Genomic DNA, 16,059 nt, shown 5'->3' with positions numbered 1-16,059 from the left:
CGGGGCCGAGGTGGGGGCGGCTCGGCGGCTCAGGGGCGAGTCAGGGTCGACAGCCGTCGCCGGCGCACCGGCCGAAGTCAAGGAAGCGGCGCCTGGTGAGCAGCACTCGTCCTCCCTCGTCTCGACTGATGGGCTGCGGGTGGGTGGACTGTACACCGGACATTCGGACATGTGCCCGACCGTCTCGAACTGTGGTTCTTCAAGGTCATGTACCGTGGCGAGACCCACAGGACCAGCAGGAGTATCCGTCATGTCCCAGGAGTTGCGCGCCGTCCACTGGACCGGATCCGGCCTCGCGCTGATCGACCAGACCCTGCTCCCGCACCGCACCGAGACGATGGACGTCCGCGATGTGGACACCCTGGTCGACGCGATCCAGCGCCTCGTCGTGCGCGGTGCGCCCGCGATCGGCGCGGCGGGCGCCTACGGTGTCGCCCTCGCTCTGCTCCAGGGCGAGCGCGAGGGCTGGTCGGCCGATGAGGTGCGCGCGGCCGTGGCCCGGGTCCGCGAGGCCCGGCCCACCGCGGTCAACCTCATGGTGTGCGTGGACCGCGTGATGACCCGCTTCGACGAGGGCCTCGACGCGGTGCTGGACGAGGCCGCCGCGGTACAGCGCGAGGACATCGAGGCCAACCGGGCCATGGGGGCATACGGCGCCGACTGGTTGCTCGAACGCGTCGGCGTCGAGCGGCCGTTGCGCATCCTCACCCACTGCAACACCGGCGCGCTCGCCACCGCCGGATGGGGCACGGCACTCGGCGTCATACGGGAACTGCATGCGCGCGGACGCCTGGAGGTCGTGTACGCCGACGAGACGCGCCCGCTGCTCCAGGGCTCCCGCCTGACCGCCTGGGAGCTGGCCCAGGAGGGCATCCCGCACTACGTCCAGGCCGACGGCGCGGCCGCCGGCACCATCCTGCGCGGCGAGGTCGACGCGGCGGTCGTCGGCGCCGACCGCATCGCCGCCAACGGCGACACCGCGAACAAGGTCGGCACCGTGGGGGTCGCCCTGGCCTGCGCGGACGCCGGGATCCCGTTCCTGGTGGCGGCGCCCACGACCACCGTCGACCTGGCCACGAAGACCGGCGACGACATCCACATCGAACTCCGGGGCGAGGACGAGGTCCTGGAGTGGGGCGGCGTCCGCACCGCCCCGGCCGGATCGCGCGGCCACAACCCGGCGTTCGACGTCACGCCGGGGCGTCTGGTGACGGGCCTGGTCACCGAGCGCGGGGTGCTCCAGGTGTCGGCGGGGGAGCTGCCGGGGGAGCGGCTGCGCTGACGTCCGCCGACTTCGGCGCCGACCTATACTCCGGACCCATGACCGACGCTGTGATCTCACCGGATGCGGACCTGGTCGGCGCCCTGAAGGCGCTGGCCAACCCCGTGCGGTTGCAGCTGCTGGTGTGGCTGCGCGAGCCCGAGCGGCACTTCTCGCAGTACGAGGCGATCGCGGACCCGGTCGAGGTCGGGGTCTGTGTGAGCCACATCCAGGCCAAGGCCGGGCTGGCCCAGTCGACGGTGTCGGCGTACATGGCCGAGCTTCAGCGCGCTGGGCTGGTGCGGGCGACGCGGGTGGGCAAGTGGACCCACTACAAGCGCGACGAGGAGCGCATCGCCGAACTGGTGGCTCAACTCGGCCAGACCCTCTAGCGGTTGGATCCCTCCGTAGGGAGGGTATTCACCTTGCGCTCCATATCGAGAATCTGCGATATTTCGATGCATGGAGAATCTCGGCGCGAATCTCGGCACGTTCGGCGTGTACACCTTCGACTTCGAGCACCAGCCGGCCGCGCAGCTGCGCGACTCGGTACAGGAGCTGGAACAACTGGGCTGGCGGGCGGTGTGGTTCCCCGAGGTGGGCGGGCGTGAGGCGCTCACCCAGGCGGGCTATCTGCTCTCCTGCACCGAGCGGCTGCACGTGATCAACGGCATCGCGAAGATCTGGCAGCGCGGAGCGGCCGCGACCCACGCCGCGAGCGTCCTGCTGGCCGACGCCTACCCGTCGCGGCATGTGCTCGGTCTGGGATTCGGCGATGCGCGACCGGGCGTCAAGCCCCTCGCCGCCATGGACCAGTACCTCGACGAGCTGGACACGCTCACGAAGGAGTCACGCAACCCCGCGCCGCACACGCCGGTCCGCCGCATCCTGGCCGCGTACGGCCCCAAGATGCTCGCCCTGGCGCGGGATCGCTCCGCCGGCGCACACACCTACCACGTCAACACGGCCCACACCGCTCAGGCGAGGGAGATCCTCGGGCCCGACGCGTTCCTCGGCGTCGAGCACGCGGTGCTGTTCGAGCCGGACCCCGGCAGGGCCCGCGCGACGGCACGCGAGCATCTGCACCCGTACCTCAACACCCCCTACAACATCGCCAAGTTCCGCCGTCTCGGCTACACCGACGACGAGATCGCGCACGGCGGCAGCGACCGCCTCGTGGACGACCTCGTGTTCTGGGGGGACGTGGACACCGTGGTGGACAAGCTCCGCGCCCACGTCCGGGCGGGCGCCGACCATGTCGCCGTACAGGTCATCGGCACCGAGACGGGCGGTTCCGCGATGCCCCACTGGCGGCGGCTGGGGGAGGCGCTGCTGCCTCAGGAGGCCTGATCACCGGCGTATCTCAAGTCACTGGGCCAGCTCCAACTCCAGCAGCCACTCCACGACTTCGGTGTGGTGGCGGGCCTGGCGCGGGCTGTCGCCCCAGACGTACAGGCCGTGCCCGGCCACGACGACCGCGGGCATACGGGGGTCGCGCGCGGCCTCCAGGCGGTCGCCGAGGACCTTCATGTCCTGGCTGTTGGCGATGACCGGGAGAGTGACCTCGACGTCGTGGGCGGGCTGGCCGACGCCCTTGAGCATCTCCAGGTCCTTGAAGACGATGCCACCGGGCTCGCGGCGGCCCATCGCCACCGACGCGACCGTGTGCACGTGGACCACGGCCCCGGCACCGGTCAGCGCGGCCACGCGCGCGTGCAGTTCGGCCTCGGCGGACGGCTTGCCAACATGCACCGCGGCGCCCTGACCGTCGACCAGCACCACGTCCGCGGGCGTCAGTTCGCCCTTGTCGTGGCCGCTGGCCGTGACGGCGAGCCGCAGCGGGTCGCGGGACAGGACCACGGACAGGTTGCCGGAGGTGCCCCGCATCCAGCCGAAGGAGGCGAACCGGGCGGACTCGGCGGCCAGCACCGCGCCCGCCTCCTCCAGGTCGAGTTGGCTGATCTCGGCGGTCACGTGCTGCTCCCGGAAGTGGTGATGGTGATCTCGTCGAACGTCCCCGCCTGCGCGTGGTCGCCGACGCCCTGTTCGTAGTACGGCTCCCCGGGCCGCCGGATCCCGACCGCGTGCCAGCCGGTCGCACGGGCCGCGTCCAGCTCGCCGGGGCGGTCGGAGAGGAAGAGGAGACGGGCGGGCCCGATGCCGGTCGCGTCGGCGATACGGCGGTAGGACTCCGGCTCCTGCTTGGGGCCCGCGTTCTCGGTGTCGTACAGACCCGAGACGAGCGACGTCAGATCGCCCTCCGGGCTGTTGGTGAACCACGCCCGCTGCGCGGCCACCGACCCCGACGAGTAGACGTACAGCCGTACGCCCGCCGTGTGCCAGGCACGCAGCCGCGGTACGACGTCGTCGTAGAAGTGCGACACCAGGTCGCCGCGGGCGAAGCCCTCGGACCAGATGATGCCCTGGAGGGTCTTCAGCGGTGTGGCCTTGCGGTCCTCGTCCAGCCAGGCGTTGAGGGTCTTCTCCACCGCGACCGCGTCGGCCTCCGGATCGTCCGTCAGCTCCCGCACCTGGGCGACCGCCCGCGCCACCTCCGGGTCGCCGCCGCGCTCGGCGAGCAGCGCGCCGAACCGCGAGCGCGAGTACGGGTACAGCACGTCGACGACGAACCCGGTGGCGCTCGTGGTGCCCTCGATGTCGAGCACCACGGCGTCCACGTCGTACGTGAGGCCGGCGAGGCTCACGCGGCGCCCCGGTCGGCCTCGTAGCCGGCAGCGATCGTGTCGTAGTCCGGGAAGCGGCCGGCGATGGTGGAACCGGTGAAGTTGCCGATCCAGCCGTCCTCCTCGTGGAAGAAGCGGATCGCGGTGAACGACGGCTTCGTGCCCATGTCGAACCAGTGCGTCGTACCGCGCGGAACGCCCAGCAGGTCGCCCTTCTCGCAGAAGACGGCGTGCACCTCGCCGTTCACGTGGAGGTAGAAGATGCCGGAGCCGGAGACGAAGAAGCGGACCTCGTCATCGTCGTCGTGCGTGTGCTCCTGGAGGAACTTCTCGCGCGCGGCCTTCGCCTTCACCGGGAACTCCGGGTCGTCGCTGGGGTGCAGGCCCAGGACGTCGACGGTGGTGAAGCCCTCCTCGGCGTTGAGCCGGTCGATCTCCGGGCCGTACGCGGCGAACACGGTGTCGCTGTCGGCGTCGAACGGCACGTCCTCGCGGACCGGCCACTGCTCGTAGCGCACGCCCAGCGGCTTGAGGGCCTCGGCGATCTCGGCGGGGTCCGACGTGCGGCGGACCACGGTCTCCGGTCCGGACTCGGGCCAGGTCGTCAGCAGGGTCATGGGTGCAACTCCTGGAACTGGAAGGGAAGTCCGGGTACCGAGACAAGCACCCGGAAGGGGCAGCGAGGAAGGGGGTGCGGCGGCGAAAGCCGGTCAGTGCCGGTCAGCCGCGACACAGCGCGCCCGGACAGCAGCGCATGCCGGGCATGCACATCGCTGTCGCGCGGAGTGTCGTCATCAGGGCCTCACTGTGCCGGTTCGGGTGCGCCGGTCCCGTGATCGTAACTCCGTCGACACTCGGTCGCGGTGTCAACAGGGTGTGACGAAGTCGTTGTCTCACGTGGTGAGAAACCGCTTCCATCGCTTTGACGAGTGGCTGAAACCGTTCCCATGATCTCCGTATGAAGACGCTGCTGCTCGTGCGGCGGCTGTACGTGGACTTGCTCCGGTCGACCACGGCCAGCTGTCGCTGACCCCCTCCGGAGCTCCCACGCGCCCACGTTCCCGCGGGCCGCCCCCGCCCGGCCGTGCACCGGCCGCCGGCGCATCGGTGTCCCCAGCTCCGGGTCGAGCAACTCCCCAACCCTTCCTTGCACCTGGAGCACCGTCATGTCCCGTGTCCGCCTGCCCCTCGCCGCGCTCTCCCTCGCTTCCGCGTCCGCCCTCCTCCTCGCGGGCTGCTCGCAGTCCACGGACGCCTCCAAGTCCTCCGGCAACACCGCCGCCTCGGCCTCCGCCGCCACCGGCGAGAAGCCCGCGCCGTTCAGCAAGGGCGCCGTCAAGGTGGCCCTGGTCCGGCAGAGCGGTGCCGGCGACTACTTCGAGCAGTGGGGCAACGGCGCCAAGGCACAGGCCAAGGCCCTCGGTGTCGACCTGACCGTGTACGACGCCCAGGCCGACAACGCCAAGCAGGCAACCGACCTGTCCTCGGCCATCAACTCCGGTGCGCAGGCCATCATCATCGACCATGGATTTCCGGCCACCCTCCAGCCGGAGATCGACAAGGCCGTGAAGAAGGGCATCAAGGTCGTCGTCTACGACGTCGAGACCTCCACCAAGGGCGTCGTCTCCACCAAGCAGGACGACGCGAGCATGGCGCAGGCCGTCCTCGACGTGATGGCGAAGGAGGTCGGCAAGGACGCCAGGGTCGGCTACGTCAACGTCGCCGGATACGCCGCCCTCGACAAGCGCGACAGCGTCTGGAAGTCGACGGTCGACGCCCAGGACTGGAAGCAGGAGTTCAAGGTCGGCAAGGTCACCGACTCCACCGCGACGGACAACGTGCCGCTGGTGTCCGCCGCGCTCACCCAGCATTCCGACGTCGCCGGCGTCTTCGCCCCGTACGACGAGCTCGCCAAGGGCACCGTCCTCGCGGTGCAGAACAAGAAGCTCCAGGACAAGGTGAAGGTCTTCGGCGCGGACGTCTCCAACGCCGACATCCAGAACATGACCGCCACCGACAGCCCGTGGGTCGCCACGGCCGGCACCGACCCGTCCGCCGTCGGCGCCGCGGTGGTCCGTACGACCGCCCTGGAACTGGCCGGTCAGCTGAACAAGACCTCCGTGGAGTTCCCGGCCGTCGCCATCACCCAGGACTTCCTGCGCGAGAAGAAGATCGCGAACATGGACCAGCTGCGCGAGGCGCTGCCCGCGCTGAACCTGTCCGAGGTCAGCACCGCCGACTGGATCTCGAATGTCGCCCATTGAGCCTTCCGCGCTTGAGTCGACCCCGGCGGTCAGCCTGCGGGACGTCGGCAAGTCCTTCGGAGGCAAGACCGTCCTCGCCTCCGTCTCCCTCGACATCGCCCCGGGCAGCGTGGTCGCGCTGCTCGGCGCGAACGGGGCCGGCAAGTCCACGCTGATCAAGATCCTGTCGGGCGTGCACCCCGACCACAGCGGGCAGGTGCGGGTCGCCGGGGAGCTCGCAGCGCTGCAGTCCCCGCTCGCCGCCCGCCAGTTGGGTATTCAGACGGTGCACCAGCGCATCGGCGAGGGCATCGTCCCCGGTCTCACGGTCGCCGAGAACCTCGTCTTCGAGGAACTGGCACAGCAACGCGGCAACCCGTTCCTGGGCGGACGCCGCCTGCTCACCCGGGCCCGCGAGATCCAGGCCGCCCTCGGCCTCGACTGGAGCGACGCCGTGCTGCGCGGCGACGTCACCGAACTCGGCGTCTCCGACCGCCAGTTGCTCATCCTGGCCCGCGCCCTGGCCACCCGCCCCCGGCTGCTGATCCTCGACGAGCCGACCTCGGCGCTGTCGGCGGCCGAGGCGCAGCGGCTCTTCACGCTCGTGGAGAGGATGCGCGACGACGGCATCGCGGTGCTCTACGTCTCCCACCGCCTCGGCGAGATCGACGCCCTCGCCGACCGCCTGGTCGTCCTGCGGGACGGACGTCTCACCGAGGACCAGGCCAAGCCGTTCGACTGGGACGCCGCCCTGCGCGCGATGCTCGCCCAGGCCCAGGAGGCCACGACGGCCCGCCCGGTCCGGGAGGGCGAGCCAGGGGAAGCGCACGGGAACGTCGCCCTGTCACTACGCGGCGTACGGCTCTTCGACGGCAGGGCGCCCCTGGACCTCGACCTCCGCGCCGGCGAAGTCACCGGCGTCGTCGGCCTGCTGGGCGCGGGCAAGACCGAGCTGGCCCGCGGCCTGTTCGGCGCCGAGCCCTTCACGTCCGGTGCCGTCGAGCTGGACGGCAAGCCGTACGCGCCCCGCCGCCCCGGCGACGCCATCCGCGCCGGCGTCCACCTCGTCCCCGAGGACCGGCACGCCGACGCCCTCGTCCCCGGCTGGTCGCTGGCCCAGAACATCTCGCTGCCGTTCCTGAAGTCGCTGTCCCGGCTCGGGCTCGTCGACACGGCGAAGGAGAACGCCCTCGGCCGCGACATCATCGGGGCCCTCGGTGTCGTCGCCCGCGACGAGCACAGCACCGTCGAGGAGCTGTCCGGCGGCAACCAGCAGAAGGTCGTCGTCGGCCGCTGGCTCGCCGAGACCCCGCGCGTCCTCATCCTCGACGAGCCCTTCCGGGGCGTCGACATCGGTGCCCGCCGCGACATCGGCCGCCGCGCCAGGGCGCTGGCCGCCGAGGGGGCCGCCGTCCTCGTCCTGTCCGCCGACGTCGACGAGGTGCTGGAGGTCGCCGACCGGGTCGTCGTGCTGGCCGCCGGTGAGGTCCACCTCGACGCCTGCGGCGAAGACGCGCAACGCGACCGCGTCATCCAGACCATCTCGGCGTCCGTCTGACGCCGGCCCCGCCCCCAGGAAGTCCAGGGAAGCACCCCATGACCACCACCCAGAGCACCGAGGTCCCCACCAAGGCGGCTATCCCGCCCGCGGCCTCCACCGCCGTGCGCGTCCAGAACGCCGTCATCAAGTACGGGTTCATCTTCGTCACGGTCGCGCTCTTCCTGTACTTCGCGCTGAGCGAGGGTTCCTTCCGCGAGTCGGCGACCCTCCTCGACACGCTCAGATACGTCTCGGTCGCCGCGATCCTCGGCCTCGGCGTCACCCTCACCATGGCCGTCGGCGGAATGGACATGTCCGTCGGAGCGGTGGCCGGCCTCGGCGTCTCGGTCGCCGCGCACACCATGGTCGTCCTCAACCAGATCGGCACCGTCGCGATCCTCGCGGTGATCGCGGCGGGCGCGCTGGCCGGCCTGCTGAACGCCCTGCTCATCGTCGTCCTGAAGATCCCCGACATGCTGGCCACCCTCGGCACCATGTTCGTCATCCAGGGCGCCAAGCTGATCCTGGTCGACGGCCAGTCCATCACCCCCGGCATGACCCGGTCCGACGGCACCACCGCGCCCGGCAGGTTCACCGACGGCTTCCTGCGCATCGACCGCGGCACCGTCCTCGGCATCCCGATCTCCGTCCTGGTCTTCGGCGCGCTGACCGTCGTCGCCTGGGTCTTCCTCGCCCGCACCCGTTGGGGCCGCGTCCTGTACGCCATCGGCGCCAACCCCGAGGCCGCCCGCCTGGCCGGCATCCGCGTCGGCGCGTACCGTGCCCTCGCCTACGTCCTCTCCGGGGTCCTCGCCTCGATCGGCGGCCTGATCCTGGCGTCCCGCATCGGCCAGGGCGATGTGTCCGCCGGCACCTCGCAGCTGCTGGAGGCGGTCGCGGTGGCCCTCGTCGGCACCTCGGTCCTGGGCCGCGGCCGCCCGAACGTCTGGGGCACGGCCCTGGGCGCCGTACTGATCGGCATCATCACCACCGGCCTGACCATCAAGGGCCTGCCGTACTACACCCAGGACGTCGTCGAGGGCGCGGTCCTCATCCTCGCGCTCGTCTTCAGCTTCACCCTGTCCAAGCGCCGCACGGCCTGAGGAAGTTCGAGGAGTTCGTACGATGGGCTACCGCATCCTGGAGACCGACGACATCCCGGCGTACCTGCGCGAGCGCGGCCACTGGGACGACCCGGCCGATCCGCGGGTCCGCGAGGTCTCGGACGGCAACATGAACCGGGTCTTCCTGGCGACGAGCGCGGACGGAACGCGCAGCCTCGCCGTGAAGCAGGCCCTGCCCTGGGTCCGGGTCGCCGGGCCCTCCTGGCCGATGAACCCCGACCGCGCCGACGCCGAGGCCCGCGCGTACGAGCAGGTCGCCAAGGTCGCCCCGGACAAGATCCCGGCGGTCCACGGCTACGACCCCGAGAACTACGCCCTCGTCATGGAGGACATGTCCGACCTGGAGGTGCTGCGGACGCTGCTGAACGAGGGCGCGCCCTACGGCCCGCACACCTCGGCGAGGATCGGCGAGTTCGTGGCCCAGTTCTCCTTCGCCACCAGCGACTTCGGCATGGCGTCGGCCGACCGCAAGGCCCTGATCGCGGCCTCGGTCAGCCCTGAACTCTGCAAGATCACCGAGGACGTGGTCCTGTCCGAGCCCTACATCGAGCACGAGCACAACCACTGGCACGAGGGCCTGGACGACCTGGCCGCGCGGTTCCGCGCCGACACCGGTCTGCGGACCGAGGTGGCCGACCTCCGCCACACCTTCATGACCAGCGCCCAGGCCCTCCTCCACGGCGACCTGCACACCGGCAGCATCATGGTCGGCGAACGCGAAGGCGCCCCCGTGGTCCGGGTGTTCGACCCGGAGTTCTCCTTCGTGGGCCCGATCGGCTACGACCTCGGCCTGTACTGGGCCAACGCGCTGGTGTCGCAGGAGCGGGCGCGTGCGCTCGGCACGCTGTCCGACCACGACGACCAACTCCGCCTGTCCTGGGAAGCCTTCGAGACGGAGTTCCGCCGCCTGTGGCCGACCCGCGTCGACCCGTTCTTCGACGACGCCTACCTCGACCGCTTCCTGCGCCGGGTGTGGACGGAGTCCCTGGGCTACGCGGGCACGGAGATCATCCGCCGCATCATCGGCTTCGCCCACCTGACCGACCTGACGACGCTGCCGGACCCGGTACCGGCGTCCCGGCGGGCGTTGCTGCTGGGGCGCGAACTGATCGTGCGGCGTGCGCAGCTGACGACACCGGAGCACGTGCGGGCGCTCCTCTGACGAGCGTCACGGCAGCCTGGACGGGCAGATGACGATGGTGCTGACTGTGCCGTCGCCCCACAGGGTGGTGTTCATCATCAGGCGCCCGTCAAGGGACATCACCGTGAACTCCGGGACGAAACGGTCGCCCATGTAGAACCGCATCCACTTCGGCAGCGGACCGTCGTCACCGCCGCCGAGGTCCCACTCGTCGAGGAGCCGCACCCGGGCCCACGCCCATTCGCTGTTCACGTCCTCGGGGTCGGAGTAGTCGACGCCGAGCAGGAACTCGCGTCCGTCGTCGAGGAGTCCGTACTCGGCCGCCATCCCGTACCAGCCCTGCCGGACCTTGGCGGGCAGCTCCGGGTCGTCGATGTCGACCACGGGAGAGTCGATCCGCCCGTGCTCGGGCAGGCAATTCGCAGGGCCGTGATGGGGCGGCAGAGGAGGGGGCGGGACCTCGGCGTCGCTCAGGCGTCGCAGGAAGTGAAACCCGCCGGGCGCGAGTAGCGCGGCCATCTCGGCGTCGGTGATCGTCACGGCCGCACGATAGAGGCAACACCGGCCTCGGCGCCCCGGAATATCCGGCATACGAAAGGGGCGGCTCCGTCGGCGTGGAGCCGCCCCTTCCGGTGGTGGCCGGCCCCGGTGCGGATGGGGCCGCCCTCGTGCGGTCCGGCTCGGTCAGGGGAGTGGCCGGACCCTGCGCCGCGGGAGGCTCATCCGGCGAAAACCTCCCTCGGCGCGTTCGAGGTCACTTCTTGTCGAGCAGGTCCTGGACCTTCGCCCGGACGTCGTCCGAGGCCAGACCACGGATCGTCAGGGTCGTACGACGGCGCAGCACGTCGTCCGGCGTCTCGGCCCACTCGTTGTCCCGGGCGTAGACGACCTGGGCCCAGATCTCCGGGGCGTCCGGGTGGACGCGCTCGCCCAGCTCCGGGTTCTCGTTGGCGATGCGGGCGATGTCGAAGGCCAGGGAGCCGTAGTGGGTCGCCAGGTGCTTCGCCGTGTCCGCCCCCATGCGCGGGCCCGGCGCCGGGCGGTCGGTCAGCAGCCGGTGGGCGACCGCGCGCGGGTTGGCGATACCCGGCAGCGGCAGCTTCTTCGGCAGCGAGGCGATCGGCTCGAAGTCGTCGCCCAGCGGGGCGCCCGGCAGGGACTCCAGCTTCTGCATGATCGTGCGGCCGATGTGGCGGAACGTCGTCCACTTGCCGCCCGCCACGGACAGCATGCCGCCCGTGCCCTCGGTCACGACCGTCTCGCGCTTGGCCTTCGCCGTGTCCCCGGGCCCGCCCGGCAGCACCCGCAGACCCGCGAAGGCGTATGTGATGAGGTCCCGGCCGAGCTGCTGGTCCCGGATGGAGAACGCGGCCTCGTCCAGGATCTGGGATATGTCCTTGTCGTTGACCGCGACATCCGCCGGGTCGCCCTCGAACTCCTCGTCCGTGGTGCCCAGCAGCAGCATGTCCTCCCAGGGCAGGGCGAACGTGATGCGGTACTTGTCGATCGGGGTCGCGAGCGCCGCCTTCCAGGGCGCGGTCCGCTTCAGGACCAGGTGCGCGCCCTTCGACAGCCGGATCGACGGGGCCGCGTTCGGGTCCTCCATCTTGCGCAGGTGGTCGACCCAGGGCCCGGTCGCGTTCAGCACGAGACGGGCGTTCACCCCGAACTCGTCGCCGGACAGCCGGTCCTTGAGGTCCGCTCCGGTCACCCGGCCCTTGGTGAAGCGCAGGCCGCTGACCTCGGCGTGGTTGAGCACGACCGCGCCCGCCTCGACGGCCGCGCGGACCGTCATCAGCGCCATGCGCGCGTCGTTCATCTGGTCGTCGCCGTACACGGCCACGGCCTTGAGGTTCTCGGTGCGCAGCTCGGGCACGTCCTGCGCCGCCTTGGCGGGGGACAGGAGGTGGCCGACGCCGTCACCGAACGCGGAGAGCGCGGAGTAGGCGAAGACGCCCGCCCCGAGCTTCGCGGCGCCGTGCGGCCCGCCCTTGTACACAGGAAGGTAGAAGGTGAGCGGGTTCGCCAGGTGGGGGGCCACCTGGCGGGAGACCGCACGGCGCTCGAAGTGGTTCTCCGCCACCAGCTTCACCGCGCCGGTCTGCAGGTAGCGCAGACCGCCGTGGAGCAGCTTGGAGGAGGCGGAGGAGGTGGCGCCGGCGAAGTCGCCGGCGTCGACCAGAGCCACCCTGAGGCCGGACTGCGCGGCGTGCCAGGCGGTGGAGATGCCCAGGATGCCGCCGCCGATCACGAGAAGGTCGTACGACGCCTTGGAAAGCTGCTCCCGGGTCTCGGCGCGGCTCGGGTTGGAGCCGGAGGCCGGGCGCGTACCGAGGGCAGGCACGGACTGCAGGGTGGACTGACTGGTCATTTCGGGTTCTTACTCCTCATCAGAGCTCGTGTCGGAGAGCCTTCGACGGGCTCTCGTCAGCTCTCGTCGTCCTCGATCCAGCCCATGGTCCGGTCGACGGCCTTGAGCCAGTTCTTGTACTCACGGTCGCGGGTCTCCGCGTCCATGTGGGGGGTCCACTCGGCGGCCCGGCGCCAGTTGGAGCGCAGTTCGTCGGTACCGGACCAGAAGCCGACGGCGAGACCGGCGGCGTAGGCGGCGCCGAGGCAGGTGGTCTCGGCGACCATCGGGCGCACCACGGGTGCGTCCAGGACGTCCGAGAGGGTCTGCATCAGCAGGTTGTTGGAGGTCATGCCGCCGTCGACCTTCAGGGCCACCAGCTCGTCGCCGGAGTCCTTGACCATGGCGTCGGCGATCTCCCGCGTCTGCCACGCGGTCGCCTCCAGGACGGCACGCGCGAGGTGCGCCTTGGTGACGTACCGGGTCAGGCCGGCGATCACACCGCGGGCGTCGGAGCGCCAGTGCGGGGCGAACAGGCCGGAGAAGGCCGGTACGAAGTAGGCCCCGCCGTTGTCCTCGACCGAGAGCGCGAGCGTCTCGATCTCGGCGGCGGTGGAGATCAGACCCATCTGGTCGCGCATCCACTGCACCAGCGAGCCGGTGACGGCGATCGAGCCCTCCAGGGCGTACACCGTCGGCTGGTCGCCGATCTTGTAGCCGACCGTGGTCAGCAGGCCCGCGTACGAGTTGATGATCTTGTCACCGGTGTTCATCACCATGAAGGTGCCGGTGCCGTACGTCGACTTGACCTCGCCCTCGGAGAAACAGGTCTGGCCGAACAGGGCCGCCTGCTGGTCGCCGAGCGCGGAGGCGACCGGGATGCCGCCGAGCAGGTCGCCCAGCTTGCCGCCGGTGACCTCGCCGTAGACCTCGGCGGAGGAGCGGATCTCGGGCAGGATCTGCAGCGGCACGCCGATCGACTCGGCGATCTTTTCGTCCCACTCCATGGTGTGCAGGTTCATCAGCATGGTGCGGGACGCGTTGGTGACGTCGGTGACGTGCTTGCCGCCGTTGGCACCACCGGTCAGGTTCCAGATGACCCAGGTGTCCATGGTGCCGAAGAGGATGTCGCCGGCCTCGGCGCGCTCCTTGAGGCCCTCGACGTTGTCCAGCAGCCAGCGGGCCTTCGGACCGGCGAAGTAGGAGGCCAGCGGCAGACCGGTCTCGCGGCGGAAGCGGTCCTGCCCGACGTTGCGGCCGAGCTCCTTGCAGAGGGCGTCGGTGCGGGTGTCCTGCCAGACGATGGCGTTGTGGACGGGCTCACCGGTGTTCTTGTCCCACAGCACGGTGGTCTCGCGCTGGTTGGTGATGCCGATGGCCTTGATGTCGTCGCGGGTGATGCCGGCCTTGGCGATGGCTCCGGCGACGACCTCCTGGACGTTGGTCCAGATCTCGGTGGCGTTGTGCTCGACCCAGCCCGGCTTCGGGAAGATCTGCTCGTGCTCCTTCTGGTCGACGGAGACGATGCGTCCGTCGCGGTCGAAGACGATACAGCGGGAGGAGGTCGTGCCCTGGTCGATGGCTGCGATGAAGGGGCCGGCGGTGTGCGCGTCGGTCACTGTGTGCTCCTGGAAGTTCCGTGGTTATGGGGCTTTACGTACGGCGCGTGCTGAGAGTTTCGGTGCTTCTCACTCGAACGGGTGAAGCTCGGTTCTCCTAAGCAAATGCGACGTTGTAGATGCCTGCGGCGATCGCCGCGCCGATCAGCGGACCGACCACCGGGATCCAGGCGTAGCCCCAGTCGGAGCCGCCCTTGTTGGGCAGGGGCAGAAGGGCGTGCACGATACGCGGACCGAGGTCACGGGCCGGGTTGATCGCGTAGCCGGTCGGCCCGCCGAGGGACAGACCGATCGAGACGACCACGAGCGCGACGATCAGCGCACCGATCGGGCCGAGGCCGTCGCCGTTGTTGTTGAGGCCCTGCGTGAGGATGGCGAGCACCAGCACGACGGTGCCGATGATCTCCGTGAGCAGGTTCTGCACCACGTTCCGGATCTCGGGACCGGTGGAGAAGATGCCAAGGACCGGGCCGGCGCCCGTCTCCTGGGCCTCGACGGCCTTGGCCTCCGTGGCCTGCGCACCCGGACCGCCGACGATCTCCTTGTCGGTGAGGTGCGCGTGGAACTGGCCGTAGTAGGCGACCCAGACCAGAGCCGCACCGATCGCGGCACCCAGGAACTGTCCGGCGAGGTACGTCGGAACGTTGCTCCAGTCGTTGTCCTTGATCGCCAGGGCGACCGTCACGGCCGGGTTCAGGTGGGCGCCGGACAGCGGCGCCGAGGTGTAGACCGCCGTGAGCACTGCGAAGCCCCACCCGAAGGTGATGGCGAGCCAGCCGGCGTTGCGGGCCTTGGAGGCCTTCAGCGTGACGGCCGCGCAGACGCCGCCGCCGAGCAGGATGAGTATGGCGGTACCGATGGTCTCGCCGATGAAGATGTCGGAGCTGGACACCCGCGACTCCTTTGTCCTTCGTCCAGGGAAGCCGAACCCCGGGTCCCTCCGGTGGTTCGCGTGCCCTCGGGGTGAGGGCGATGGCGGTCCTTGGCGTTGTCACACTCTAGCGCGTATTGCCGGTAGGTGTTCGACAATGCCGACCGATGGACGGGAGTCTTGCCCCGGCGTAAGGCGCCCGTCAAGAGCCCTGTTATCGAATGCTCGATCGTTATGGGTTGTGTTGATTTATCGACACTGAGGGGTCGGATGCGTACTGCCGCGTAGGGAGTACGGCGCGTGTTCCTCGGGTGGTTTGTGCCGCTATGTCAGGACATCGCGAGGGCCGGAACGCCATATGACGCCCCGGCTGTCACTCCTTGCCCGGCTCCTCAGAAGCGCCCGGCGCCCAGATCCCGCGACACCGCGCGGGCACAGTCCCGTACCGCCGCGATCAGCTCCTGACGCAGCTCGCCGTCCCGGCCCAGCCGCTCCACGGCGCCGGTGATCCCGACCGCGCCCACCGGCATACGGCGCCGGTCGTGAATGGGGGCGGCGACGGAGGCGACACCCTCCCAGGTCTCCTCGACGTCGGCCGCGTAGCCACGCGCGCGCGTCATGTCGAGGATGTGCTCGAAGCCGTCCAGGTCGCACACCGTGCGGTCCGTGAAGGCCTTGCGGTCGGCCTCGATCGCCTCGCTGTGCGCGACCGGGTCGTACGCCGACAGGACCTTGCCCAGGGCCGTGGAGTGCAGCGGCTGCATGGCCCCTATCTCCAGCACTTGCCGGCTGTCGTCGGGGCGGAAGACGTGGTGGACGATCAGTACGCCCTGCTGATGCAGCACGCCCAGATAGACGCTCTCCCCGCTGGAGCGGGCCAGGTCGTCCGTCCACACCAGGGCGCGCGCCCGCAGCTCGTGCACGTCCAGATAGGTCGTGCCCAGGCGCAGCAACTCCGCGCCCAGCTGGTAGCGCCCGGAAGCGTCGTCCTGCTCGACGAAGCCCTCCTGCTGGAGGGTGCGCAGTATGCCGTGGGCGGTGCCCTTGGCGAGGCCCAGTGACGAGGCGATGTCCGACAGGCCGAGGCGCCGCTCGCCGCCCGCGAGGAGCCGCAGCATCGCGGCCGCCCGTTCGAGCGACTGGATGTTCCGTGCCATCGCCGTACTGCCTCCGTCCCCTTCGACCGTCGACCCGCGACGTCGCTGCCGCCGTTCGGCAATGTCGAA

General features: G+C 70.3%; 15 protein-coding genes. 7 read left to right on the top strand and 8 right to left on the bottom strand.

All coding sequences use genetic code 11. The features are described 5' to 3' along the window. Positions 1–250 precede the first annotated feature (250 nt). From mtnA to EJ357_RS09300, 3 genes are all read left to right on the top strand, one after another. Positions 251–1,282, top strand: coding sequence for an S-methyl-5-thioribose-1-phosphate isomerase (mtnA, locus tag EJ357_RS09310; RefSeq protein WP_126390474.1), 1,032 nt, complete (start codon positions 251–253; stop codon positions 1,280–1,282). Between the two features lie 38 nt (positions 1,283–1,320). After that, the gene (locus EJ357_RS09305; protein WP_126390472.1) at positions 1,321–1,653 is read left to right on the top strand and encodes an ArsR/SmtB family transcription factor; all 333 of its coding nucleotides are present in this window, start codon (positions 1,321–1,323) and stop codon (positions 1,651–1,653) included. Positions 1,654–1,723: 70 nt separating this feature from the next. Further along, entirely contained in the window at positions 1,724–2,611 is an 888-nt protein-coding gene (locus EJ357_RS09300; RefSeq protein ID WP_126390471.1) for a TIGR03620 family F420-dependent LLM class oxidoreductase, read from the top strand. Positions 2,612–2,629: 18 nt separating this feature from the next. Here EJ357_RS09300 and mtnB read toward each other — a convergent pair whose 3' ends face one another. The 3 genes from mtnB to EJ357_RS09285 are packed head-to-tail and all read right to left on the bottom strand — an operon-like array spanning position 2,630 to position 4,562. Continuing rightward, complete coding sequence (gene mtnB / locus EJ357_RS09295; protein WP_126390469.1) at positions 2,630–3,235, bottom strand: methylthioribulose 1-phosphate dehydratase; 606 nt, start codon at positions 3,233–3,235, stop codon at positions 2,630–2,632. Further along, positions 3,232–3,966: an acireductone synthase gene (mtnC, locus tag EJ357_RS09290; protein ID WP_126390467.1), complete on the bottom strand. Its 735-nt coding sequence runs from the start codon at positions 3,964–3,966 to the stop codon at positions 3,232–3,234. The genes mtnB and mtnC overlap by 4 nt, the downstream gene beginning before the upstream one ends. After that, the gene (locus tag EJ357_RS09285; RefSeq protein WP_126390464.1) at positions 3,963–4,562 is read right to left on the bottom strand and encodes a 1,2-dihydroxy-3-keto-5-methylthiopentene dioxygenase; all 600 of its coding nucleotides are present in this window, start codon (positions 4,560–4,562) and stop codon (positions 3,963–3,965) included. Before EJ357_RS09285 ends, mtnC begins: the two co-directional genes overlap by 4 nt. Before the next feature lie 549 nt (positions 4,563–5,111). Here EJ357_RS09285 and EJ357_RS09280 point away from each other — a divergent pair. Genes EJ357_RS09280 through mtnK form a run of 4 tightly spaced genes read left to right on the top strand, consistent with a single transcriptional unit; the run spans position 5,112 to position 10,014 of the window. Then, positions 5,112–6,209 carry a substrate-binding domain-containing protein gene (locus EJ357_RS09280; protein WP_126390462.1) on the top strand — a complete coding sequence of 366 codons (1,098 nt, stop codon included), beginning with the start codon at positions 5,112–5,114 and terminating at the stop codon, positions 6,207–6,209. After that, complete coding sequence (locus EJ357_RS09275; RefSeq protein ID WP_126390459.1) at positions 6,196–7,746, top strand: sugar ABC transporter ATP-binding protein; 1,551 nt, start codon at positions 6,196–6,198, stop codon at positions 7,744–7,746. Before EJ357_RS09280 ends, EJ357_RS09275 begins: the two co-directional genes overlap by 14 nt. 38 nt (positions 7,747–7,784) lie before the next feature. Then, positions 7,785–8,831, top strand: a complete 1,047-nt coding sequence (locus tag EJ357_RS09270) for an ABC transporter permease (protein ID WP_126390457.1) — start codon at positions 7,785–7,787, stop codon at positions 8,829–8,831. A gap of 22 nt (positions 8,832–8,853) precedes the next feature. After that, a complete protein-coding gene (gene mtnK, locus EJ357_RS09265) occupies positions 8,854–10,014 on the top strand; it encodes an S-methyl-5-thioribose kinase (protein ID WP_126390455.1) in 1,161 nt (386 codons plus the stop codon). Between the two features lie 6 nt (positions 10,015–10,020). Here the strand turns inward: mtnK and EJ357_RS09260 are convergent, their stop codons facing one another. The 5 genes from EJ357_RS09260 to EJ357_RS09240 form a co-directional block, all read right to left on the bottom strand. Continuing rightward, a complete protein-coding gene (locus EJ357_RS09260; RefSeq protein ID WP_126390453.1) occupies positions 10,021–10,533 on the bottom strand; it encodes a hypothetical protein in 513 nt (170 codons plus the stop codon). A 214-nt stretch (positions 10,534–10,747) separates the two neighbouring features. After that, positions 10,748–12,364, bottom strand: coding sequence for a glycerol-3-phosphate dehydrogenase/oxidase (locus EJ357_RS09255; protein WP_126390451.1), 1,617 nt, complete (start codon positions 12,362–12,364; stop codon positions 10,748–10,750). A 56-nt stretch (positions 12,365–12,420) separates the two neighbouring features. Then, positions 12,421–13,962 (bottom strand): glycerol kinase GlpK, encoded by a 1,542-nt coding sequence (gene glpK / locus EJ357_RS09250; protein WP_126390449.1) that lies wholly within the window; start codon positions 13,960–13,962, stop codon positions 12,421–12,423. Positions 13,963–14,059: 97 nt separating this feature from the next. Then, complete coding sequence (locus EJ357_RS09245; RefSeq protein WP_126390447.1) at positions 14,060–14,854, bottom strand: MIP/aquaporin family protein; 795 nt, start codon at positions 14,852–14,854, stop codon at positions 14,060–14,062. Between the two features lie 371 nt (positions 14,855–15,225). After that, positions 15,226–15,990: an IclR family transcriptional regulator gene (locus EJ357_RS09240; RefSeq protein ID WP_126390445.1), complete on the bottom strand. Its 765-nt coding sequence runs from the start codon at positions 15,988–15,990 to the stop codon at positions 15,226–15,228. Between the last annotated feature and the right edge of the window lie 69 nt (positions 15,991–16,059).

Source organism: Streptomyces cyaneochromogenes (assembly GCF_003963535.1).
GTDB lineage: Bacteria > Actinomycetota > Actinomycetes > Streptomycetales > Streptomycetaceae > Streptomyces > Streptomyces shaanxiensis.
Note: the sequence above shows the minus strand (reverse complement) of the source record. Positions and strands in the feature narration are given on the sequence as shown.

Excerpts from the sequence above, each read along its gene's own strand:
- EJ357_RS09275 (WP_126390459.1), top strand. The coding sequence starts at position 6,196 with ATGTCGCCCATTGAGCCTTCCGCGCTTGAGTCGACCCCGGCGGTCAGC.
- mtnK (WP_126390455.1), top strand. The coding sequence starts at position 8,854 with ATGGGCTACCGCATCCTGGAGACCGACGACATCCCGGCGTACCTGCGC.
- EJ357_RS09305 (WP_126390472.1), top strand. The coding sequence starts at position 1,321 with ATGACCGACGCTGTGATCTCACCGGATGCGGACCTGGTCGGCGCCCTG.
- EJ357_RS09270 (WP_126390457.1), top strand. The coding sequence starts at position 7,785 with ATGACCACCACCCAGAGCACCGAGGTCCCCACCAAGGCGGCTATCCCG.
- EJ357_RS09280 (WP_126390462.1), top strand. The coding sequence starts at position 5,112 with ATGTCCCGTGTCCGCCTGCCCCTCGCCGCGCTCTCCCTCGCTTCCGCG.
- EJ357_RS09255 (WP_126390451.1), bottom strand. The coding sequence starts at position 12,364 with ATGACCAGTCAGTCCACCCTGCAGTCCGTGCCTGCCCTCGGTACGCGC.
- EJ357_RS09240 (WP_126390445.1), bottom strand. The coding sequence starts at position 15,990 with ATGGCACGGAACATCCAGTCGCTCGAACGGGCGGCCGCGATGCTGCGG.
- EJ357_RS09285 (WP_126390464.1), bottom strand. The coding sequence starts at position 4,562 with ATGACCCTGCTGACGACCTGGCCCGAGTCCGGACCGGAGACCGTGGTC.
- mtnA (WP_126390474.1), top strand. The coding sequence starts at position 251 with ATGTCCCAGGAGTTGCGCGCCGTCCACTGGACCGGATCCGGCCTCGCG.
- EJ357_RS09300 (WP_126390471.1), top strand. The coding sequence starts at position 1,724 with ATGGAGAATCTCGGCGCGAATCTCGGCACGTTCGGCGTGTACACCTTC.